This window comes from Bacillus cereus group sp. BceL291, from assembly GCF_051776705.1.
In the GTDB taxonomy this organism is placed as follows: Bacteria; Bacillota; Bacilli; order Bacillales; family Bacillaceae_G; genus Bacillus_A; species Bacillus_A cereus.
The window spans coordinates 22,822-44,337 of the sequence record NZ_JBPWAP010000008.1; the positions used below are offsets into that span (position 1 = coordinate 22,822).

Genomic DNA, 21,516 nt, shown 5'->3' on the forward strand with positions numbered 1-21,516 from the left:
CGATTTTTTTTATGACTATTAAAACTCAACATTCTCCAAATACAAACCACTCGCCTCCGCAAGACAATTAATTTGATTGCGTTGTTTCGCCTCTAAAATATGCGGAATTGCTTCTGCATCTAATTGTCCTAATCCAACTTCAATTAATGCTCCAACAATTTTTCGGACCATGTTATGAAGGAATCCGTTACCACTTACTCTAATTTGTACAAACCCTGCTTCTTCCATCACTTCAAGTGTATATACTTCTCGCACCATAGACTTTTTCTTTGATTTTGCATTTGAAAAAGCAGTAAAGTCATGTGAACCAATTAAATGTTTCGCAGCTGCTTTCATGCTTTTCACATTTAATTTTTTATTCACATGCATGCTGTATTTACGCATAAATGGATTTGTATGCTCTTCATTCCAAATTTTATACAGATATGTTTTTGCTTTAGAATTGTAACGAGCATGGAAACGATCATGTACTTCTTCCACATTCGTAATGCTAATATCATTAGGTAAATATTGATTTAAATATTTTTTCACTTTATGTTCCACTAACTTCTCATCACTTTGAAAGTTAGCAACTTGATTCAAAGCATGTACACCAGCGTCTGTTCTACTACAACCAATAATTTCAATTTCTTTTCCGACCATTTCAGATATGACACTTTCGATTTTTCCTTGAATTGTATTATCGTTATTACCGAGACGTTGCCACCCTTTAAAACGTGCACCATCGTACTGAATCTTTAATTTATAATTATGCATAATATTCTCCTTCATAGAAAATATTCCCTCATACCATGAGGGAATATTAATAAACTTTACTTTCTAACAAGCTTCACTACATTTTCTACGTGAGCTGTATGCGGGAACATATCAACTGGTTGCACATACTCCACTTCATAGCTCTTCATTAATGCTTGTACATCACGTGCTAATGAAGAAGGATTACAAGACACGTACACAACTTGTTTCGGCTTCACTTTTAAAATTGTTTCCAGTAATTTATCATCGCAACCTGTACGTGGTGGGTCGACAACAATTACATCTGGACGCCATCCTTCTTTTACCCATTTCGGTAACCATTGTTCAGCTTTACCTGCTTCATATTTCGTATTTGTAAATCCGTGACGCTTCGCATTTTTTCTTGCATCTGCAATCGCTTCTGGAATTACATCCATACCACGTACTTCCGCTGCATCATTTGCAAGCCAAAGACCGATTGTACCAACGCCACAATACGCATCTACAATTTTCTCATCGCCTGTTAACGCAGCGGCTTTTTTCGCTTCATTATACAAAACAACGGTTTGCTCTGGATTCAACTGGAAGAACGCACGTGCTGATAATTCAAATGATAAATCACCAAGTGTTTCTTGAATTACTTCTTTTCCAGCTAATTTAAATGTTTTGTCGCCAAAAATAACAGATGTTTTACGCCAGTTTACATTTTGCATAATTGATTTAACCGCTGGCATCTGTTTTTGTACTTCTGCAATAAATTGTTCTTTATTTGGTAATTCTTCTTTTGTTGTAATAAGTGTAACTTGTACTTCCCCTGTTTGAACTGCAGTACGTGTTACAATTGTGCGTACTAAACCTTTTTGTTTTTTCTCATTGTAAATAGAAACATTTAATTTTTCTAAAATACGTCTTACAACTTTTGTCGCTTCATTCGTTGCTTTATGTTGAATCATACAGTGAGCGATATCAATTAACTGATGTGAGTTTTGTTTATATAGCCCTGTAATAACCTTTTCGTCTTTACGCCCCACTTGTAATTGACTCTTATTACGATAATGCCATGGATTTTCCATGCCAAGCGTTGGACGAATTTTCTCTTCCATACTGTTTTTCATGTACTTCTCAAATGCTTGTACAACGATATCACGCTTTTGATTCAATTGTTCTTTATAATCTAAATGTTGCAGCTGACAACCGCCACACTCCTCATATACTGGACACGGTGCTTTCACACGATGCGGTGAAGCTTTACGAACTTTTTTCACTTTCGCTTCAGCGAAGCCACGCTGAATTTTCGTTGTTTCTGCAACAACTTCTTCTCCTGGTAATGCCCCTGGAATGAAAACAACTTGTCTCTTAAAATAACCAACGCCTTCTCCGTTAATTCCAAGACGTTTAATTGTCACAGGAAACGTTTGACCAACTTCCAACTTACTCTCATGTTGCTTTTGTATCATTATTACACCTCTACTCTATACTTTTCCATAAATATAACGCTGCATAACTGCAGTATGGTTCACACTCTTGTTTCAATTTTTCTAAAAATGCATCATCAGGTTTATCATCTAATTGAAATATACCTTGCACTGCACGCTGAATCCCAATGTCCGCTTTCGGGAACATATTTTTCCGTCCAAGCCCAAACATTAAAAAGTTTTGCACTGTCCATGCACCAATTCCCCTAATTGGCAACAATTGTGCTGAAATGTCTTCTTCCGTCCCATTTTCTATACTCGCTAAATTTAATGTACCACTGACAATACTTCGACCTAATCCTACTATATATTCAGCCTTTCGCTGACTAAACTTCTGCTCTCTCAATTCTTCTATTGAAATATTTGCTACTATTTCCGGAGTGGGGAAAAAGAATACACCGTTCTTCTCTGTTCCATACCGTTTCACAAATTGTTCTGTTAACACAGTAGCAAATTTCAAATTTATTTGTTGGTGAATGATACAGCGAAGCAGACAAGCAAAATAATCAAATTCTAAAATAATTGGAGTATGAGCATATGTTTCAAATAGTGGACGTAATGATGTGTTTAAAAAATGATTTTGTATATCTTGAAACGGTTCATTCCAATGAAAAATGGCTCTCATTCGTTTCATGACTTTCTCTGGATCTCCTGTCTGACTAGAAATCCAAAACTGTGGATTTTGAACAGTACCAATCCCTTGTAAGCGAACAACAACCTGTTCCTCGTCGATACAAAGCGGGATATAAATAACTTTCTCATCTAATTGAATGACGTTAAGAGGATCAAAAGATAAACGTTTTAATACTTCTTCAAAATGATACGGATACTCTAACGTAACATGCTCGCTCCACATACGTTTCCCCATCCTTTTTACACATCATTATAGCATGAGAAAACCGTAAGCATACATGCTTACGGTTGATTGCCTTTTACTAAGTCATCTAGACTTTTAAAATGATACCCTTTCTCGCGCAAATCATCAATGATTTTTGCAAGTGCTTCTGCATTATCTTTTGATATTGCATGAAGTAATAAAATAGATCCTGGATGAATCATCGTCATAACATTATTATGCGCATATTGCCATCCTCTTTGCTGATCCACTTTCCAATCCAAAAATGCAAGTGACCAAAATACATTATAATAGCCCATTTCTTTCGTAAGAGCTAACGTTCTTTCACTAAATACACCGCGCGGAGGACGTACATATTTCACTTCTTTTTGCCCAGTTACTTTTTTAATTTCTTCCGTTACACTCGTTAATTCTTCACGAAGTTTCTCATCATTTACCGCTGTAAAATCAGGATGACTCCAAGAATGGTTTCCAATAATGTGTCCTTCATCCTTCATTCTTAACAATAAATCTTTTTGTGTTTTAATGTAATGCCCCGTTACAAAGAAAGTTGCTGGTACTTTTTTCTCTTTTAATACATCTAATATTTTCCCTGTGTATCCATTCTCATATCCATTATCAAATGTTAAATAAATATCTTTTTTCTTCGTATCTCCTAAATAAAACCCGCCATTTTTTTGTAGTAAATCTGTATATAACTTTCCTGCATCTGGTACTGTTTCATTTTTAGGACGCGGGATTCCCCAGTTATGTGGAGTATTTGTATAAGCCAGTGCTGAAACTGGAACAAGTGCCATCATAATTGAAAAAATGAGACCGATATATAACCATTTATATTTCATAAATAGTCTCCTTTCCATATATAATCGTACTTGTAGTTTCTGTTGCAACGCATTCTTTCATGCTGAACATGTTTTTCTATATATACCAAAAAAATGCATCTCGAATCATTCGAGATGCATTTTTTATTTACTTAAATACTGGCTCTTTAAAGCTAGCTAATTTTTCAAGTGATGTTTTATCAACATCTGCATGTAAGCTATTACCATGAGAGTCCATCGTTACAACTGCTTTAAACCCGTCGATACGTAAATGCCACATTGCTTCTGGAATACCAAATTGTAAGAAATCAACATCTTTCACTTCTTTAATACATTCAGCATAATATTGCGCTGCACCACCGATTGCGTTTAAATATACACCGCCATGTTCTTCTAAAGCCGCTAATGTTTTCGCACCCATACCGCCTTTTCCAATGACAGCGCGAATACCGAATTTCTTCATAATATCGCCTTGGTACGGTTCTTCACGAATACTTGTCGTTGGACCTGCCGCTTTAATTTGCCAATTGTCATTGTCATCTTTCACAACAACTGGACCACAGTGGTAAATAATTTGTCCATTTAAATCTACTGGACAATCATTATCCATTAAATGCTTATGGATTGCGTCACGACCTGTATACATCATGCCATTAATTGTTACAACATCACCAACGCGAAGTTCACGAATTTGCTCTTCTGTAATTGGTGCTTCTAATACAATCTCACGTTGCTCTGTTTTTTCTTGTACTTCATGCTGAAGTGTATCTTCCCCTTCTTGATATAGCCAATCCATAATGTCTCCTGTTTCAGGATGGATTTTCACACCAAGGCGACGATATGCCCAGCAATTATACGCAACAGATACATAGAAACTAGCTGGCAAACGATTATAGACGCCAATTTTACAACCAAGTAAAGTTGTTTCTCCGCCAAATCCCATCGTACCAATGCCAAGCTTGTTCGCATTTTCTAATACGTACTCTTCAAGATGTTGTAACTCTGGTACTGGATTGACATCATCTAATGTACGGAATAATTGATTTTTTGCTAATTCATAACCTGATGTGCGGTCTCCCCCGATACCAACACCAATTACACCAGCGCTACATCCTTGCCCTTGTGCTTGATATACTGCATGAAGAAGGCATTTACGAATCCCTTCTAAATCACGGCCAGCTCGTCCAAGTCCTTCTAGTTCACACGGTAAGCTATATTGAATATTTTTATTCTCACAGCCACCACCTTTTAGGATTAAACGTGCATCAATATAATCTTTTTCCCATTGTTCAAACTTAATCACCGGCGTACCTGGTCCTAAATTATTTCCACTATTATCTCCAAAAAGAGAATCAACAGAATTGGGACGAAGTTTACCATCTTTTGTCGCCCGCTCAAGCGCATTATAGATAGCTTCCTTCAACTTTAATTGATTCACACCAACTGGTGTATAAATTTTAAACGTTGGCATCCCTGTATCTTGGCAAATCGGCGAGATGTTATCATCAGCCATTTTAATATTATTTGTAATTGTGCCAAGTGCCATCGCAGAACGAGTCCCTGCATTTTCTCGCTCTTTCGCTTGTTGAATCGCACGACGAACATCTTTCGGTAAGTTCGTTGACGTTTCAACAATTAGTTGATACATGCTTTCTTGAAGCTTTTCCATTGTTACTTCCCCCTCAATTGTGAACGCTACCAAAACGTTATGAGCTGAAAATTCAATTGTTATGCTCTTTAGCTACTTATTTCACGCTATTAGAGCATAAATGAAATTTTTCACAACTTGATTATACCTCTTTTTCTATCGTCCTTCTATTACCCGAACAGAAAAAGGCTACCAAATTGGAATTGGTAGCCTTTTTAATATATTATTCGTCTTTTTTAAATTGCTCACATTTTAATTCTAATTCATCTAACATTGCAAGAAGACGATCTACATCTTCTAATTCTACTTCTTCAGGTTCAATTGTATCAATTACTTCAATGAACATATTTAAACGTTCTTTTAAATATACTAATTGTGTATCTTTATCTTGAATTGCTTTTCCCATGAAGGCACTCTCCTTTTAATTCGAGTTGCTTTTATTATACCGCAAAAACGATTGCTATGGGCATGAAATTTCATCAATTTTGTCACAGTCATCCACTATAATGTAAGCCCTCTCTCTTTTCATGCTAAAAAGTTTCACTTTATAAAATGCACATATTCTTCTATTATAGAGAATGGACAAATTGTTATTTCAATAGTCAAAGGAGTATTTCATATGACGATATCACAAAAAATGAAGCCGATTACTCCTTCTTACGATCCATGGGAAGCGTATATGGACCTTGAAGAGTACGGCAAACTACTATTAACAAATGTTGAATTTACAACGACGACGTTATGCAATATGCGCTGTGAGCATTGCGCTGTTGGTTACACGTTACAGCCGAAAGACCCAAATCCGCTTCCGATGGATCTTTTATTAAAACGATTAGATGAGATTCCTCATTTACGTTCTTTAAGTATTACTGGCGGAGAACCTATGCTTTCAAAAAAATCCGTCGACAACTATGTAACACCACTCTTAAAATATGCCCATGAACGAGGCGTTCGCACTCAAATCAACTCTAACTTAACTATAGATTTAGCACGTTACGAACAGATTATTCCTTATTTAGACGTATTGCATATCTCTCATAACTGGGGAACAATTGATGACTTCGTTGAAGGCGGATTTGCAATGATGGAGCGTAAGCCTACTTACGAACAACGTGCAAAATTATTCGAAAGAATGATTACAAATAGTAAGGCTTTATCAGATGCAGGTGTACTCGTATCAGCCGAAACGATGCTAAATAAACGAACTCTACCACATATTGAACATATTCATCGTCAAATCGTTGATGAAATGGGATGTAAACGTCATGAGGTTCACCCAATGTATCCAAGTGACTTCGCGAGTAATCTAGAGATTTTAACAAAAGCTGAAATTCGTGATGCAATTGAGCATTTACTAGAAATTCGCGATGAAAATGTATGGATGTTATTTGGAACTTTACCTTTCTATGCTTGTAGCGATGATGAGCGAGACATTGCCACATTTAAAAAATTACAAGAGAGCAAAAATGTAACTGTTCGTAACGATCCAGATGGCCGTTCACGCTTAAATGTAAATATTTTTGATGGAAATATTATTGTAACGGACTTTGGTGATGTTCCACTTCTAGGTAACATTCAAACAAATACGTTACAAGAAGCGTATGAAAAATGGAGCGCTTCAAAAACAGCAAAATCATTAAGCTGTCACTGTCCAGCAGTAAAATGTCTTGGACCAAATGTTCTTGTAAAAAACAGCTACTATCCAACCGAAGATTTCTTATCAAAAACAGCAAATATTACATTATAAAAAAACGTCAGCTTATAAGCTGACGTTTTTTTATATTATTGCGAATGAGAAGAAGAAATGAATTTAAAATACAAATGATCATGAATTGGGATAGCAGCGCCGATTCCTTGAGAAGTAATATTTTTTACAACAAGCCTTTTTTGATTTCCTTTTAATACAAGGTATACTTCTCCAAATGTTACTTTTCCTTTTTCATTTACTGCTGGTGTATAAGCATATAAATATCCAAGTTGACTCGGACTAATATTATACACACGCTCATGCCCTGTACCATAACCAATGGTCGTTTTAAACGAAAGGGGTAATTGTACTTTTTCAAGTGCTTTGAGAAGCATCATTTTCTTCACATCTGCAGCATCTTTCATATCTGCTGTTAAATCGCCTTCAACCGTCTTTTGTGTTTCTTGCTTATAGCGTAGTGGATATAGGCGATCTCCTCCACGATTATCGTAAACATTGCGATTTACTTGTTTATATTCCCAATTAACCGATGTATCAATCGATTCATAATGTAAAGCCCATTGCCCTAAATAAATCTTTGCTCGGTACCCTACCGCAAGCGGCGCATTCGAAATTGTCGTTTCATTAAACATTCGAATTAAGTCCGGATTTTCAATTTTAATATTTGCTGTTTTTAATAATTCTTGAGCAAACTTACTCGGCTGTAAACGCGGTAAATCTTGCGCATCATTTGGAAATGTATTGTCTTTAGAAATATTTAAAACAGATGAAGGCATTTTTGTTCCTACTGTTGTCTTTGCAAAACTCATGTTAGGAAATAATAAAATAAACGAGACCATAGTTGAAAGACATATGCTGTATACTCGTTTCACCTGTCTGGCTCCTTCCTATGTAGGTATATATACTACTTCGTTTATTGTTTTCTCTGAGCGCAATTGTTATGCCTATTTTTCATAATAAATAAAAACCAATTCCCATAATGACATACGCCGCTAGTAAAGTGCCACCTTCAAACCAGTTTGTATCTCCATCATTTGAAATCGCAATCGTTAAGAAAACAGCTGTAATCATAGACACAAGTTCTGGTATGGTAAATACTAAAGGCATCCTTTGCGCGAAAAACATAGATAGCAATACTAATACAGGAGCAACAAACATGGCGATTTGTAATGTAGAGCCTATTGCAATTTCGACTGCAATATTTACTTTATTTTTATAAGCCATAATAATTGCAGACGCATGTTCCGCTGCATTCCCAACAATTGCAACGATAATAACCCCTATAAATAACTCTGACCAGCCAAATGACTTTGCAACAGTTTCAAAAGTATGTACGAGTGCCTCTGACACATAAGCTACTGCCAGTGTTGCTATCGCTAAAATAAGGAGCGCCTTCCCTTTCGACCACTCTGGCTCTTCTTCATGCGCTACTTCGTCACTTTTATGTTGATATACACCACGGTGCGTAACTAACTTAAATAGTAATGCAGCAAGGTACATGATAATCATAATAATAGAAACACCTATACTTAATTGATACGTCTTGCCAGCGTCCATCTTCATTGAAAAAATCTCTGGAATAACAAAGGCCACAACAACAGCAAATATTAATAAAGCTGAATTATGCCTTGCATCATATACATTAAAACTTTGTCTTTTGTATTTAAGACCTCCAACAAAGAAAGATAACCCTCCTACCAATAATAAATTTCCAAGTACAGAACCGGTTAAAGAAGCTAACACCACTTCAATTAACCCTGCTTGAAGTGCAAAAATTGAAATGATAAGTTCAACAGCATTACCGAAAGTAGCATTTAATAATCCGCCTATTCTAGGACCAGAAACAATTGCTAAACTCTCTGTTGCTCTCCCCATAAAACCAGCTAATGCGATAATCGTGATACAATACACAGCGAACATAATTGTTTCTGGCCAATGAAGTGTTTTGCCAAGTACAGATAGTGGTACACCTATAAGTGCTACTATAAGAAATATTTTATTAAACATGCTTTTCATCCTTCCATCGTATGTATTTCTCCTCAATATTATTATTATTCTTCTCCTAACTTGTCCGATTTCATCACGATTACGTTTAAAAAATCGACTTGAAGAAAACAGTATGAAAGATATTTAAATTATCTTGTTTAAACAGAGAAAATATAAATTAGGAAAAGAGGTAAAGAATATGCACTTAAAAGAGAAAATTGCAACTATTATTCAAGGACAACGTACTGGTGTATTATCTACAGTACGTAACGAGAAACCTCATAGCGCCTTTATGATGTTTTTCCATGAAGATTTTGTACTATATGTTGCAACAGATCGAAAATCAAAAAAGATAACAGATATCGAACAAAATCCTAATGTCCATGTACTACTTGGACGTGAAGGAAAAAAATTAGATGAAGATTATATTGAAGTTGAAGGGTTAGCTTCAATCGAGGAAGACTCAACATTAAAAAATAAGTTTTGGAATAATAGCTTAAAACGTTGGTTACTCGGTCCTGAAGACCCTAATTACGTATTGATAAAAATCAATCCCGACACAATTTATTACATTGATGGTGCCGGTACGACGGAGCCTGAGTTTTTACGACTATAAAATAAAACAAGCCCCCCCTTAGGTGGGCTTGTTTTGTCGAAAAATTCTTTTTGAAAAAACAATAAAATAGGTGGAACTTTCTAAAGATTCTGTTATATAATAGCATTAACTTAAATAAACTGTATTAAAACAGATTGAGAGGAGAAATAAAATTGATGAAGAGAGAAGAACGCAAAAACATGATTGAGTTTATTGAAAAGAAAAAAGGGATTGAGCGTGACGAATTACTGTTTATGACAGACGATGAGGTAGAACATATTTATAATGTAACGTACTTTTTATATGAGGAAATTGCAGAGTAGTATAATAATCCCCACCTTATTAAAAATATAAGGTGGGGATTATTTCGTTATTCAGCCCACTATTTGCAGGCAGTAAAACTCCCACCTTAAAATTCAGGTGGAGCAAGAAGTTAAGTTGAAGTCGCACTTCCTATAAAGCTCAATTGCTTCAACTTTATACATGAGAATCATTTTCATGTATAATACTGTAAGATTGGAGGAATTTTACTATGAGTTCGTGGCTCTTATTTGCACTATTATCAGCAATTGCTGCTGCCCTTGTATCTATTTTTGGAAAGTTTGGTTTAGACGGAATCGATGCAAACGTTGCAACAACAATTCGATCTATTATTATGGCATTATTTATGATAGGCGTTATTATCATACAAGGTAAATTTCAAAATATCGGCGACGTACTGCTAAATAAAAAAGCACTGCTATTTATCACATTAAGTGGGGTTGCAGGTGCTTCGTCATGGCTATTTTATTTTCTTGCCCTCAAAACAGGAAAGGTTTCACAAGTAGCTCCTGTCGATAAATTAAGCGTCGTATTTTCTATCATTCTCGCTATGATTATCCTCGGTGAAAAGTTAAACTTTATGACCGGTGTTGGTGTAGTCTTTATTACAGCTGGTGTATTATTTATTGCTTTCAGCTAAAAAAAACCGCTATTAGCGGTTTTTCTTTTTCTTTATGTACAACCATACAACACATGTAACAACTGCTGAAATTAATAAAATCCATATTCCATAATGATGTAAACTATACTCAACGAAGCGCCACTTCTCGCCTAACTTCCAGCCAAGCCCAATAAAAACACTTATCCAAATAAGCGCACCACCATAAGCGTACAAACAAAAACGCCAAAATGTCAAATTTGATACTCCAGCAAAATATGCCGTTAAATGACGTACTCCTGGTATAAAATAACCAATCATTAAAAGAAATGGCCCATATTTTTCAAATAAAATATGTGTTTTTTCAATGTGATGTTCTTTAATTCTAATTTTCGGCCCATATTTCTTTAAAACAGGGAGCCCAAGTTTTAAACCTAATATGTAGCTTAACGTGATCCCTAACATCGCACCAGCCATCCCACTTAAAAAAGCAGCAGTTCCTGACATAACTCCTTTTGAAACATTATAACCAACAAAGGTCAATAAAAACTCGTCTGGTATCGGTAATCCGACAATCCCACCAGCCAAAGCTATAACAATTCCAAAATAGCCATAATGCGCGATTAACTCGCCAATATGTTGTTCCATTCGGAAGACACATCCTATGCACGATCGTTATTCCACATTGTACCCTTTCTATCTTTAAGGCAAACATGGTATACATATTCACTATACATTGTTTTTATAATGAACTCTACTTCTATTCTTTCCTTTAACAGAGATAAAGTGAAACTTTAATCAGTGGGAGTTTTGTTTATCCTCTACTAATTATTAACCTATGCCAATCTTGCTTCTATAGACATCCCGACTCCCACATAACTTACTTACATTCAACAATTTTGAGATTAGATTCTTACTGCCCGCAAATAACCCGATAAAAAATAAAAATTCATATGCGTGTTTTTTTGTTACAATAAAGGAAAGTTACTTTTCGCAACGGTTTAACTCTCAAGAAAAATGATATATCTAGCAAAAACATAGTTTGGTCTATATAATGCAACTTCTACCTATTAAAAGAACATACACCCTTTTACATACGACATCATTTTTCTAAATTATACAGGGGGGAACGAACATGACCATTGAAAATCAATTTATTCAAAAAGTTTACTATAAAACATTTTTAACAGAAGAAACTTCTACTCCTGCATCGGAAGTACTCGGTGAAGCATATATAAATGAATCTAAAAATGAATTCTCCAACATTTCTAATATTCGATTTGCTCAAGGTGAATTTTATTATCAAAATAAAGATTTTGAAGCAGCTATATTTAAATGGGAAAAAGTAAATAATGCTCTTGCACTTTGGGCGACAAAAAATATTGCAGATGCTTATTTTGAACTAGGATTCTTACCAAAGGCAGAAGAAATTTATCAATCTATTCAAACGGAAGATACAACTCTTACGATGGAGGTTTCCTTACAACTTCTTTCTCTTTATATCGAACAAGATCGTTTAGGACTCGCTTTTAAGACGATTAGTGAAGCTGTTGCATTCCAACCGGATTATCCAAATATTACTGCAATTGCACGTTCTTTCTATGAAAAACAAGAAGATTGGAACAACGCTATCGAACTAGCTGTTCAAGAAGGTATTCGAACACAATCTTTACACTGGTTTGATACGTTAATAAATTACATAAACAAAGGATTTACAAAAAATATTAAGCCTGAATATTTCTATGAGTCTTTAAAAGCTCTATATGCTGTTGATCAAGCTCAATTTAAAGAGCTTGTTATTGCTCTTTGGAATAGCTATCAACATGAATCCTTATACCTTCCTTGGATTCAAAGTATTAATCATTTATTCTTGCATATTGAAACAGACAATAATGACGATTGGAATGAAATTTCTACTCGCTATCAAGAAACATACTTTGCATTAATTACCGGAAATCATTTTATGCATGAATTAAACGGACTTGTACCAAATTTATTAACAAATTGGTTTAGTTTAACGAAAGCAAAAGATTCTCTAGTTGTCTCTGCAGCAGTGTTAGCATGGAATGAAGTCTCACCTACAACTTTAGAATCATTACTCGTAAAAAGTGCTGGATCCTTACTTTCTAATACATCAGCTGAAGCAGATGTAAATATGGAAACAGTTTCTCATTTATTCGAAACAATCGCTGTATGGGCTGAGAAAAATGATGTAGATTTAAGTCATCAATTTACGCTACTAGTCCATGAACTATGTGATTTAAATGTCACACCACTACTAATAGCTGGAACTAGTGACCATGATAAAACATCATTTGTTAATTCAATATTGGGAGAGAACATCTTAACTGAAACTTTAACAACTCCTATTCTATTTAAAGACGCTAGTCAAACTGAAATAACAGAATTTACCGAGTTAGATATACGAAATATCCCTAACCTTGATGAATTCCATCAAATAACGGCTACATCTGCTCAGTCAGAACTTGAGAAAAAATGTATAGAAATTAAGCTACCAAGTAGGTTTTTAAGAAAAAATAAGTTTACATTTCTTCTTACACCATCCATTCAAGAGCAATTGGATAAAAACAATGCATACTTTGAATACTTACAAGCAGCAGATAGTCTTGTTTACGTATTAAATTCTTCTTCACCATTGCATAGTAAAGAAATTGATACATTAATTTATTTACGTGAACAAGTACCAAACTTACAAATTCACTTCGTATTACACACAAATAATACGACTACTAATGAAAAACTAATTAGTAAACTTAAAGTACATTTTCCAGATGCACAATTCTTCCCATACTCTCCTTCGCAAGAGAGTAGCCAGCAACTTGGAGATGTAACAGAATCTATTCTCTCTAATCTTGCAAAACGCGATATAGAAAAAGAACGTATAGAAAAGCTAATATGGTTTACACAAAAGACAATTGCTTATCTCATAAATGAACGTGTGGAATTAGAAAATACATTAGTAAAATCCGTACGCTGGAATAAACACATCTCAGTGAAACTTACTGGATTTATTAATAACCTTACTGCTCTTGAAAAAGATAAAATTCGCTCTATTACCGAATCCTATCTTTTAACGAAAGAAGAAATTACACGAGATATACATTCTCAAATTCCTGAATTATTACAGAGTTGCTCTGATCTTGTTCAAGAAGATAGTGATTTCAAACTAGTTCATGAAGAATTAAATGCTGCAATGAATGAACGTGTTCAAAAGCATGTACAACAGGTACTTCTTCCTAAATTTACTGGGTCTATTCAAGAATGGATTGAAACAGCACATAATGAATTTATTCAAGCTCAAGCTTATTTAGATGAAATGAGTGAAACGTTTAATAAATTATATAAAGAAGAACGTATGAAACTTCCTTGCGATTTTAAATTATTAGATGATTGGAATCGAGATGTTGCACGAATGACAAATCGAATTACAGTAACGAACATCAATATTTTATTACGCTTTACACCGACACAGTTTTTCTTAAAAAGTGCCGGAAAATTATTTGGTAATATGCAAAAAAACCAATCTATGCTCGCCAACAAATATAAACAATATATTGAAACAGAAGACTATACAGAAATTGCTCACACAATTTCCAAACAATTCTTCCTTCAATTTGAAGTATTTGAAGGTGCATTAGAACGTGATATCATGATGTTCTTCAAAGATCCACTTAATATATTGAAACAAAATGTAGATGCAGCTCAACTTGAGATACAGGAAGACGAGCAAACATTAGCGACGCTAAGAAGCAATCCAGAAACATATCATGATCCTTTGGCGTTATTTAAACTACAATTACTACAACATAAATTTGTTTTAAGTACTACAAAGAAACATGAAGATATCTTTGTATCAAACGAATCTCCTACTGTTTAACAAAAAAACCAAGCAAACTAAAATTTGCTTGGTTTTTTACTTTATTATTTTCATATGTTCAAACGGATAATAAATGCCTGCTAACTTTCCTAACACATCTTCTCTATCAATAAAACCTAAACCATTTCTACTATCTTTACTTATTAAGCGATTATCTCCCATAACAAAAATCTTATTTTTAGGAACTGTAATCGGTCCAAAGTCCTCTGTTAAATTCATAAGTTTTTTTTCTGCTTGTTTTTTATTACTATCCAAATACTCTTCATCTTTCACTTCAGAATTTACATATAATTGATCATTTCTCATCTCAATTATATCTCCAGGCAATCCAATCACTCTTTTGACATAAAAATTATCTGTTTTCACAACAATAATATCTTCTCTCCCATAGCTTTCAAATTGTTTTGCTAACTTATTAACAATCACCCTATCTCCATCTTGCAACGTTGGCCTCATAGATGCTCCTTTTACAGTCGTCGGAAAAAACACAAAAATTTTCGCCAAAAACACCAATAAACATGCAATTGCAATAGTTCCAAAGAATTCACGCCAACGTTTTTTCTTTTGCATCATTTCACCAACTCATCATCTTTTTACTTTTATTATAAATAATACGACCGGTGATTTTCTACAAAATTCTGAATTGTAAAATTATAATATTAGAAATTTTACAATAAAAATACTGATCAAATTAACAAGCAAAAAAGATACTCTCAAAATAGTCTATCCACTATTTTTGAGAGTATCTTTTTATAATCCCACATATACAATACACATTTGAGCAGCTACATATGTAAGCCAAATCCAAAGTGGCTCATACTTCAATTTACGCCCTCCGATATCTGTCACGCCAATAATGAAATCAGAAATTACAAACAGTAAGCCACCAAACGCTGGTATCCACCATATCCCTGTATTTTCATAATATAAGGCGAATGCAAAGCAAGCCATTCCTCCAACCCACAATCCGTAAATTAGAGCTCCTATCGTAAACAACTTATCCTGTTTATCATTTCGGATAAAGAAGAACCATCCTACAATTAGAAAGAGCCCATATACGAGTAAGCCAATCCAAAAACCATTCCATGAAATTCCTGTTTGCAAAAATGCTTTTACATAAAAACAATGAGCAAGAGCGAAAGTAACCATCCCTCCAATTAATCGATGACCAATTGGAATCAGCCCAGCCATAAACAAATCTCCCACAGTCGATAAAGTCATACCAAGTGCAACCCACGTACTATACTCTACAGATGGATCTTGTAACCATATGCAAATTGCACTACCTGTTAAAGAAAAACTAAGAATAAGACGAATTGCTAAAGGTAACGGCATATTATCTTTCGTTCTTTTTGTCTGCCCCATTGCATAAATTGCACCAATAAAAAAAAGAAATATTTGCCCAATTAACACCACGTAAAGTAGATTCATAATATTTTCTCCTCAATAAATGCTTTTTGTATCTTTTTTCGTTACACTTAGTCTATTATCCTTTTTCTATGAAAAAAGAAGAACAGTACTGTTCTTCCATTGTAATCGCTTTTCTGCTCTCTATGCTACTTGTTTTTCTTGCTCCATTTTTTGCTTAGCTGGTGTCCTATTTACCACAATGATTCCCGCGGCTACACATGCTAAACCGAGTAGCACAAATGAATGAATTGCTTCACCTAAAATCATGCTCGATAATAACACACCAAATACGGGTATAAAGAACATATACATAGATACTTTTCCAACCTTGTTATACTTCATAATTGTATTCCAAATGCAAAAACCAGCTGCAGATAAGAAAGATAAATAAATTAGCATAAGTAGTGCATGTAGACTAAATGTAAATGGCATGACTCCAACTTGTAAAGCCCCTATACATAATAATCCTGTAGAACCAAAAATCATTTGGTATGCTGTCATATAACCAATATCTAATGTTTTACTACCTTCTTTTGCTAATATGTTTCCATATGAATACAGCATTGCTGCACTAAGAAGTAATAAGCTTCCGATCCCAAAATGAAATGATAAGCTACCATCACTCGGCACATTTACTAAAATGACGCCACAAAAACCAATAGATACCCCAATTAATTTTCGCATATTGAGAGCATCATCTTTATATAAAAAATGGGCGAGTAAAATTTGAAAGAATGATGATGTTCCTGAAATGATAGCTCCTTCAATTCCTGAACTATAACTCATTCCAATGTAAAAACAGATATATTGAAGAAACGTTTGGAATAAACCAATTTGTATTAACTGTTTCCCTGTTCCTTTTTTGAAGCTCATATCTTTTCCTAACACTTTAAAGAATAATAAGAGCATGACTCCAGATAAAAAGAAACGATAACCGGCAAATAATATTTGCTCTCCAACTTCTTGTGGTTGAATTCCAAGTTCAACATAACTTAATTTAATAAAAGGAAATGCGCTTCCCCATAAAAAAGTTGCTACTATTGCAGCAATAAATACGCCAATCGGATGGGTAAAAATTTTCTCTGTCTTCACTTGTTGTCTTCCTTTCCGATCTTTTTATGAACAATATTCATATATACCAGAGGAGTTGCGAAAACACAAGTTTTCCGTTTATACTTGAAACAAAACCGTACCATCTCATAAAAACATATGATATACTATAGAATAATTACAACATAAGAACTATTAAAAACAGATTCAACAGAAATGCTGCTATCCATTATGGATGGCAGCTTTCGTCGTTTTATAGGGGTTTCGATTTTGATTATTTTTCTCAATAAGAATGCGGAAGGAGCGGGTAGTAATGAACTCAGAAGTAAAAACGTTACAGTCAAAAGAAACAATTTCTCATCCCTCTTTATGGGACACATTAAAAAAACATTATGAACTTGTATTTGCAGTAGCATCTGGTATTTTTATTTTAGTTGGCTGGTTATTCACAAAGAACGATGTAATGAATGTAGGTATTACTTGCTATATCCTTGCTTATATAGTTGGTGGATATGCAAAAGCGAAAGAAGGCATTGAAGATACGATTGAAGAAAAAGAGCTAAATGTTGAAATGCTAATGCTCTTTGCAGCTATTGGTGCTGCAATTATTGGCTACTGGGCAGAAGGGGCTATCTTAATCTTTATCTTTGCGCTCAGCGGTGCTATGGAATCTTATACATTAAGTAAGAGCCAAAAAGAAATTTCCGCTCTTCTTGACTTACAACCCGAAGAAGCATTACGCATTTCCAACGGAACGGAGGAACGTGTTCCTGTTGGAGAGTTACAAATTAACGACATTATTTTAATTAAACCAGGTGAACGTGTTCCCGCTGACGGTACGATTCATAACGGTGAAACAAATATTGATGAAGCAGCAATCACGGGAGAACCTATTCCAAATGAGAAAAGACATGGCGATGAAGTATTTGCAGGTACTGTAAATTTACGTGGTGCTATCGAAGTTAAAATTACGAAGCCAAGCGATCAAACATTATTCCAAAAAATTATCCGTCTCGTCCAAAGTGCACAAAGTGAAAAATCACCATCACAACTATTCATCGAAAAGTTTGAAGGAACATACGTAAAAGGTGTACTACTCGTTGTTGCGCTTATGATGTTCGTTCCTCATTTCTTACTTGACTGGAGCTGGAATGAAACGTTTTATCGCGCTATGATCTTACTTGTAGTCGCATCTCCTTGTGCACTCGTTGCTGCCATTACACCAGCAACGTTATCTGCAATTTCTAACGGAGCAAGAAATGGAATTCTCTTTAAAGGTGGCATACATTTAGAACGCCTCGCTTCAGTAAAAGCAATCGCCTTTGATAAAACAGGAACATTAACAGAAGGAAAACCTACCGTAACAGATGTATATGTTCGAGAAAATATGACAGAAAAAGAAGTACTTTCTATTACAGCATCCATTGAAAGTCACTCTACACATCCTTTGGCTGCATCTATTGTTAAATATGCACAACATGCGTACGACATTACATTAAAAAAACCTGAAAAGGTTGAAGATGTAACTGGTTTTGGGCTAAAAGGAATATTCGAAAACAACGCTTATAAAATAGGTAAAGCTGATTTTATCGGTGAAGAAACAAAAACATTTCATAATGGTATTTCTGCCTCACTTGAAAAGGAAGGTAAAACTGTCGTTTATATTAGTGATGAGGGAGGCATTCTTGGACTTATCGCTTTAAAAGATACGCTTCGCCAAGAAACAATAGCTGCTATTCGTGAATTACAAAGCATTGGTGTCGAAGCAATTATGATTACTGGAGATAATGAAGAAACGGCAAAAGCAATTGCCTCTGAAAGTAATATAAAGGAATATTACGCATCATGTTTACCAGAAACAAAAGTTGAAACGATTAAAAAGTTAAAAGAAAAATACGGTACAGTAGCAATGGTCGGAGACGGTATAAATGATGCACCTGCACTAGCTACTGCTAGCATTGGTGTCGCAATGGGAGAAGGAACAGATGTAGCTTTAGAAACTGCGGATGTTGTACTGATGAAGAACGAACTATCTCGTCTTTCCCAAGCAATTCGTTTATCAAAACGAATGAACCGTATTGTGAAGCAAAACGTAATCTTTTCGCTAGCCGTTATTGCCATGCTAATTTGTTCAAACTTCTTGCAATTTTTAGCTCTTCCATTCGGTGTTATTGGCCATGAAGGAAGTACGATTCTTGTCATTTTGAATGGCTTACGATTATTAAAAGGCAGCAAATAAAACGGGTCCCTCATAGAGGACCCGTTTTTTTTAATGATAGCTATTATGACCGTTCGCACTGCTACTCGTTTTATGCTTTGGATGCGAACTGCTCTTTTGTTTATTATTACTTTTATTATTATGGTTCTTTTTATTATTACTCATGAAATATCCCCCCTGTTCCTTTTTATTATGGAACAAGAGCTCATTATTCATTACGGGAATTATTGTCACCGGTTCTATAATGGTGGAGTAAACCATTAATTTCACCGCCAAGTAAAATTACCCATCCAGTTAAGTAAAACCATAACATTAAAATAATGATACCACCGAGACCACCATATGTATTGGCGTAATTCGCAAACTTATCTACATAATAAGCAAATGAGTACGATACCACAATCCATCCTACAGTAGCAAATAACGCCCCTGAAATAACTTCTCTTCTTTTTAACTTTCGATCTGGGGCAAATGTATATAAGAAACTAAACAAAGCAAATAGCACGAAGAAACTCGCTACTAATCGTGTAATGCTCCACACGAAAGAAAAACTATCTGATAAACCGAGTGCTTTAAACACTGCTGCTCCAATAACTTGTCCGAATACCGGAACAATTAACGCAAAGACAATCATAAAAATAATAGCTAATGTAAACACAATTGATAACGCTCTTGTTGTAATAAAAGAACGTGTTTCCTTCACGTCATAAGCGCGGTTAAAAGCATTCATAACCGCATTAACACCATTTGAGGCAAACCATAACATGGATAATAAACCAAATGATAATAAACCACCATTTTGCTGGTTTACAACTTTATCTACATTTACCTCAATTAAGTTCATTGCATCATCTGGTACATAAACCTCTAATAAACTAAGCACATCCTCTGTTTGAATGGGAATAAATCCAAGAAGCGTAATTAAGAAAACGAGCCCAGGAAAAATTGCAAGCAAGAAGAAATAAGCGAGCTGTGCTGCCAAGCCCGCTACATCATCGCGCATCGTCCGGTCATATAAATCTTTACCAAACGAATAAGTACGATTTCTTCTCACCTTTTCTAAAATTTTTCTCATATATGTTTAAACGCTTTTCTTCTCTTCTTTATCTTGCTTTAACTCAATGTACGCTTCAGTTTTTTTTTCCACTGCATTTGAGTCTTTCATAAATAATTCACGCGCTTCTTTCATACCACCATCTTCAGCAACTACTGGCTCTTCTTCTGCTGTCAGCTCATCTACCTTTGGAGATACAGCTTGAATTTCAATCGTTTCTGGCTTTTCTTCTGGCTCAACTTTTTTCTTACTAAAAATTTCTTTCGTTTCTTTTAACGTCTCTACAACAGATGGCGTTAATTTTTTAATTTCTGCTACTTTCGCTTTTACCACATTGAAATCAGCAAGTTCGCGTCCTTTATCTGTAACAGTTTGCACTTTTTCTTTGATCTTTGCATTTTCACCAATTTCAATCATCTTTGTTTTTGCTTTTTCTGCTGTATTTTTTACTTTTTCACGGTTTTCTTTCTTTAACATGGATACAGCTACACCTGCCGCTACACCAATCGCAATGTTTCGAGCAATATTATTTTTCTTTGCCATATTCCTTCACCCTTTCATTTCTTATGTTAGAAAGTATTTCTTTCTAAGCTTCCTCATATTCCTTGTTCATTTCGAATGAAAGCTAATAGCTTTGCACACCCTTCTGTTACAAGGTCATATACTTCTTGGAAATTCCCTGTATAGTAAGGGTCAGGAACGTCTGTCCAGCCACCGTCTGGAACAAAGTCGGACAGCCTACCAATATAGCCTCCAGTTTTACCTAAACTTTTTAAATCTGCTATATTCTTGTTGTCCATGGCAATAATATAATCAAACTTTGTTAAGTCTTCTTTTTCTACTTGCCTTGCTTTAATTCCTTCAAAAATGACTGCATTTTCTTTTAAAATTTTTTGTGTTCCTTTATGTGGCGGATGGCCAACATGCCAATCTCCAGTTCCTGCAGAATCAATGACAATTTTCTCTTCAAGTCCCTCTTTTACGACAAGATTTCGAAAAATCGCTTCTGCCATCGGAGAACGGCAAATGTTCCCAAGACAAACAAACAATACTTGAACCATACTTTTGTTTCTTCCCTTCTTGGTGCATTTCTTAATATATACTTATAGTATAAACAACCAATTATTAAATATAAAGGAAATC

General features: G+C 34.9%; 21 protein-coding genes. 6 read left to right on the top strand and 15 right to left on the bottom strand.

What is annotated here, in order from left to right; genetic code table 11:
• Positions 1 to 18: 18 nt before the first annotated feature.
• From truA to ACS2CR_RS08305, 6 genes are all read right to left on the bottom strand, one after another.
• Positions 19 to 756 (bottom strand): tRNA pseudouridine(38-40) synthase TruA, encoded by a 738-nt coding sequence (gene truA, locus ACS2CR_RS08280; protein WP_053512344.1) that lies wholly within the window; start codon positions 754 to 756, stop codon positions 19 to 21.
• Positions 757 to 812: 56 nt separating this feature from the next.
• Positions 813 to 2,192, bottom strand: a complete 1,380-nt coding sequence (rlmD, locus tag ACS2CR_RS08285) for a 23S rRNA (uracil(1939)-C(5))-methyltransferase RlmD (protein WP_000615200.1) — start codon at positions 2,190 to 2,192, stop codon at positions 813 to 815.
• A gap of 10 nt (positions 2,193 to 2,202) precedes the next feature.
• Positions 2,203 to 3,066, bottom strand: a complete 864-nt coding sequence (locus ACS2CR_RS08290) for a DNA-3-methyladenine glycosylase family protein (RefSeq protein ID WP_000269418.1) — start codon at positions 3,064 to 3,066, stop codon at positions 2,203 to 2,205.
• A gap of 59 nt (positions 3,067 to 3,125) precedes the next feature.
• Entirely contained in the window at positions 3,126 to 3,908 is a 783-nt protein-coding gene (gene pdaA / locus ACS2CR_RS08295) for a delta-lactam-biosynthetic de-N-acetylase (protein ID WP_000875956.1), read from the bottom strand.
• Between the two features lie 127 nt (positions 3,909 to 4,035).
• Complete coding sequence (fumA, locus tag ACS2CR_RS08300) at positions 4,036 to 5,556, bottom strand: class I fumarate hydratase (RefSeq protein WP_000413520.1); 1,521 nt, start codon at positions 5,554 to 5,556, stop codon at positions 4,036 to 4,038.
• Between the two features lie 202 nt (positions 5,557 to 5,758).
• The gene (locus ACS2CR_RS08305) at positions 5,759 to 5,941 is read right to left on the bottom strand and encodes an SE1561 family protein (RefSeq protein WP_000513558.1); all 183 of its coding nucleotides are present in this window, start codon (positions 5,939 to 5,941) and stop codon (positions 5,759 to 5,761) included.
• Between the two features lie 213 nt (positions 5,942 to 6,154).
• Here ACS2CR_RS08305 and yfkAB point away from each other — a divergent pair, with 213 nt between their 5' ends.
• Positions 6,155 to 7,282, top strand: a complete 1,128-nt coding sequence (yfkAB, locus tag ACS2CR_RS08310) for a radical SAM/CxCxxxxC motif protein YfkAB (protein WP_000156008.1) — start codon at positions 6,155 to 6,157, stop codon at positions 7,280 to 7,282.
• Between the two features lie 35 nt (positions 7,283 to 7,317).
• On the opposite strand, the gene ACS2CR_RS08315 is transcribed toward yfkAB, so the two are convergent.
• The gene (locus tag ACS2CR_RS08315) at positions 7,318 to 8,115 is read right to left on the bottom strand and encodes a YfkD famly protein (protein ID WP_016111330.1); all 798 of its coding nucleotides are present in this window, start codon (positions 8,113 to 8,115) and stop codon (positions 7,318 to 7,320) included.
• 79 nt (positions 8,116 to 8,194) lie between these two features.
• A complete protein-coding gene (gene cax / locus ACS2CR_RS08320) occupies positions 8,195 to 9,250 on the bottom strand; it encodes a calcium/proton exchanger (RefSeq protein WP_000482133.1) in 1,056 nt (351 codons plus the stop codon).
• A gap of 178 nt (positions 9,251 to 9,428) precedes the next feature.
• Between cax and ACS2CR_RS08325 the strand changes: the two genes are divergently transcribed.
• The 3 genes from ACS2CR_RS08325 (at position 9,429) to ACS2CR_RS08335 (ending at position 10,785) form a co-directional block, all read left to right on the top strand.
• The gene (locus tag ACS2CR_RS08325; RefSeq protein WP_053512345.1) at positions 9,429 to 9,845 is read left to right on the top strand and encodes a pyridoxamine 5'-phosphate oxidase family protein; all 417 of its coding nucleotides are present in this window, start codon (positions 9,429 to 9,431) and stop codon (positions 9,843 to 9,845) included.
• 155 nt (positions 9,846 to 10,000) lie between these two features.
• The gene (locus ACS2CR_RS08330) at positions 10,001 to 10,147 is read left to right on the top strand and encodes a BH0509 family protein (protein ID WP_000817786.1); all 147 of its coding nucleotides are present in this window, start codon (positions 10,001 to 10,003) and stop codon (positions 10,145 to 10,147) included.
• Positions 10,148 to 10,356: 209 nt separating this feature from the next.
• Positions 10,357 to 10,785 (top strand): EamA family transporter, encoded by a 429-nt coding sequence (locus tag ACS2CR_RS08335; protein WP_000100296.1) that lies wholly within the window; start codon positions 10,357 to 10,359, stop codon positions 10,783 to 10,785.
• A gap of 12 nt (positions 10,786 to 10,797) precedes the next feature.
• Here the strand turns inward: ACS2CR_RS08335 and ACS2CR_RS08340 are convergent, their stop codons facing one another.
• Positions 10,798 to 11,391 (bottom strand): DedA family protein, encoded by a 594-nt coding sequence (locus ACS2CR_RS08340; RefSeq protein WP_000434873.1) that lies wholly within the window; start codon positions 11,389 to 11,391, stop codon positions 10,798 to 10,800.
• 487 nt (positions 11,392 to 11,878) lie between these two features.
• Between ACS2CR_RS08340 and ACS2CR_RS08345 the strand changes: the two genes are divergently transcribed.
• Positions 11,879 to 14,641, top strand: coding sequence for a tetratricopeptide repeat protein (locus ACS2CR_RS08345; protein WP_000151409.1), 2,763 nt, complete (start codon positions 11,879 to 11,881; stop codon positions 14,639 to 14,641).
• Positions 14,642 to 14,677: 36 nt separating this feature from the next.
• Here ACS2CR_RS08345 and lepB read toward each other — a convergent pair whose 3' ends face one another.
• The 3 genes from lepB to ACS2CR_RS08360 all read right to left on the bottom strand — a co-directional run bounded on the left by lepB (position 14,678) and on the right by ACS2CR_RS08360 (position 17,143).
• Positions 14,678 to 15,214 carry a signal peptidase I gene (gene lepB, locus ACS2CR_RS08350; protein ID WP_053512346.1) on the bottom strand — a complete coding sequence of 179 codons (537 nt, stop codon included), beginning with the start codon at positions 15,212 to 15,214 and terminating at the stop codon, positions 14,678 to 14,680.
• 177 nt (positions 15,215 to 15,391) lie between these two features.
• A complete protein-coding gene (locus ACS2CR_RS08355) occupies positions 15,392 to 16,072 on the bottom strand; it encodes a lysoplasmalogenase (protein ID WP_001051071.1) in 681 nt (226 codons plus the stop codon).
• A gap of 120 nt (positions 16,073 to 16,192) precedes the next feature.
• Positions 16,193 to 17,143: a DMT family transporter gene (locus ACS2CR_RS08360; protein ID WP_000845729.1), complete on the bottom strand. Its 951-nt coding sequence runs from the start codon at positions 17,141 to 17,143 to the stop codon at positions 16,193 to 16,195.
• Between the two features lie 271 nt (positions 17,144 to 17,414).
• Here ACS2CR_RS08360 and ACS2CR_RS08365 point away from each other — a divergent pair, with 271 nt between their 5' ends.
• Complete coding sequence (locus ACS2CR_RS08365; protein WP_001083773.1) at positions 17,415 to 19,340, top strand: heavy metal translocating P-type ATPase; 1,926 nt, start codon at positions 17,415 to 17,417, stop codon at positions 19,338 to 19,340.
• Between the two features lie 187 nt (positions 19,341 to 19,527).
• On the opposite strand, the gene ACS2CR_RS08370 is transcribed toward ACS2CR_RS08365, so the two are convergent.
• From ACS2CR_RS08370 to ACS2CR_RS08380, 3 genes are read right to left on the bottom strand one after another with little or no spacing between them, the layout of a single operon-like run.
• Complete coding sequence (locus ACS2CR_RS08370) at positions 19,528 to 20,394, bottom strand: YihY/virulence factor BrkB family protein (RefSeq protein ID WP_001226536.1); 867 nt, start codon at positions 20,392 to 20,394, stop codon at positions 19,528 to 19,530.
• Positions 20,395 to 20,400: 6 nt separating this feature from the next.
• A complete protein-coding gene (locus ACS2CR_RS08375; protein ID WP_053512347.1) occupies positions 20,401 to 20,916 on the bottom strand; it encodes a DUF4075 domain-containing protein in 516 nt (171 codons plus the stop codon).
• A gap of 53 nt (positions 20,917 to 20,969) precedes the next feature.
• A complete protein-coding gene (locus ACS2CR_RS08380; protein WP_053512348.1) occupies positions 20,970 to 21,434 on the bottom strand; it encodes a low molecular weight protein-tyrosine-phosphatase in 465 nt (154 codons plus the stop codon).
• Positions 21,435 to 21,516: the final 82 nt, after the last annotated feature.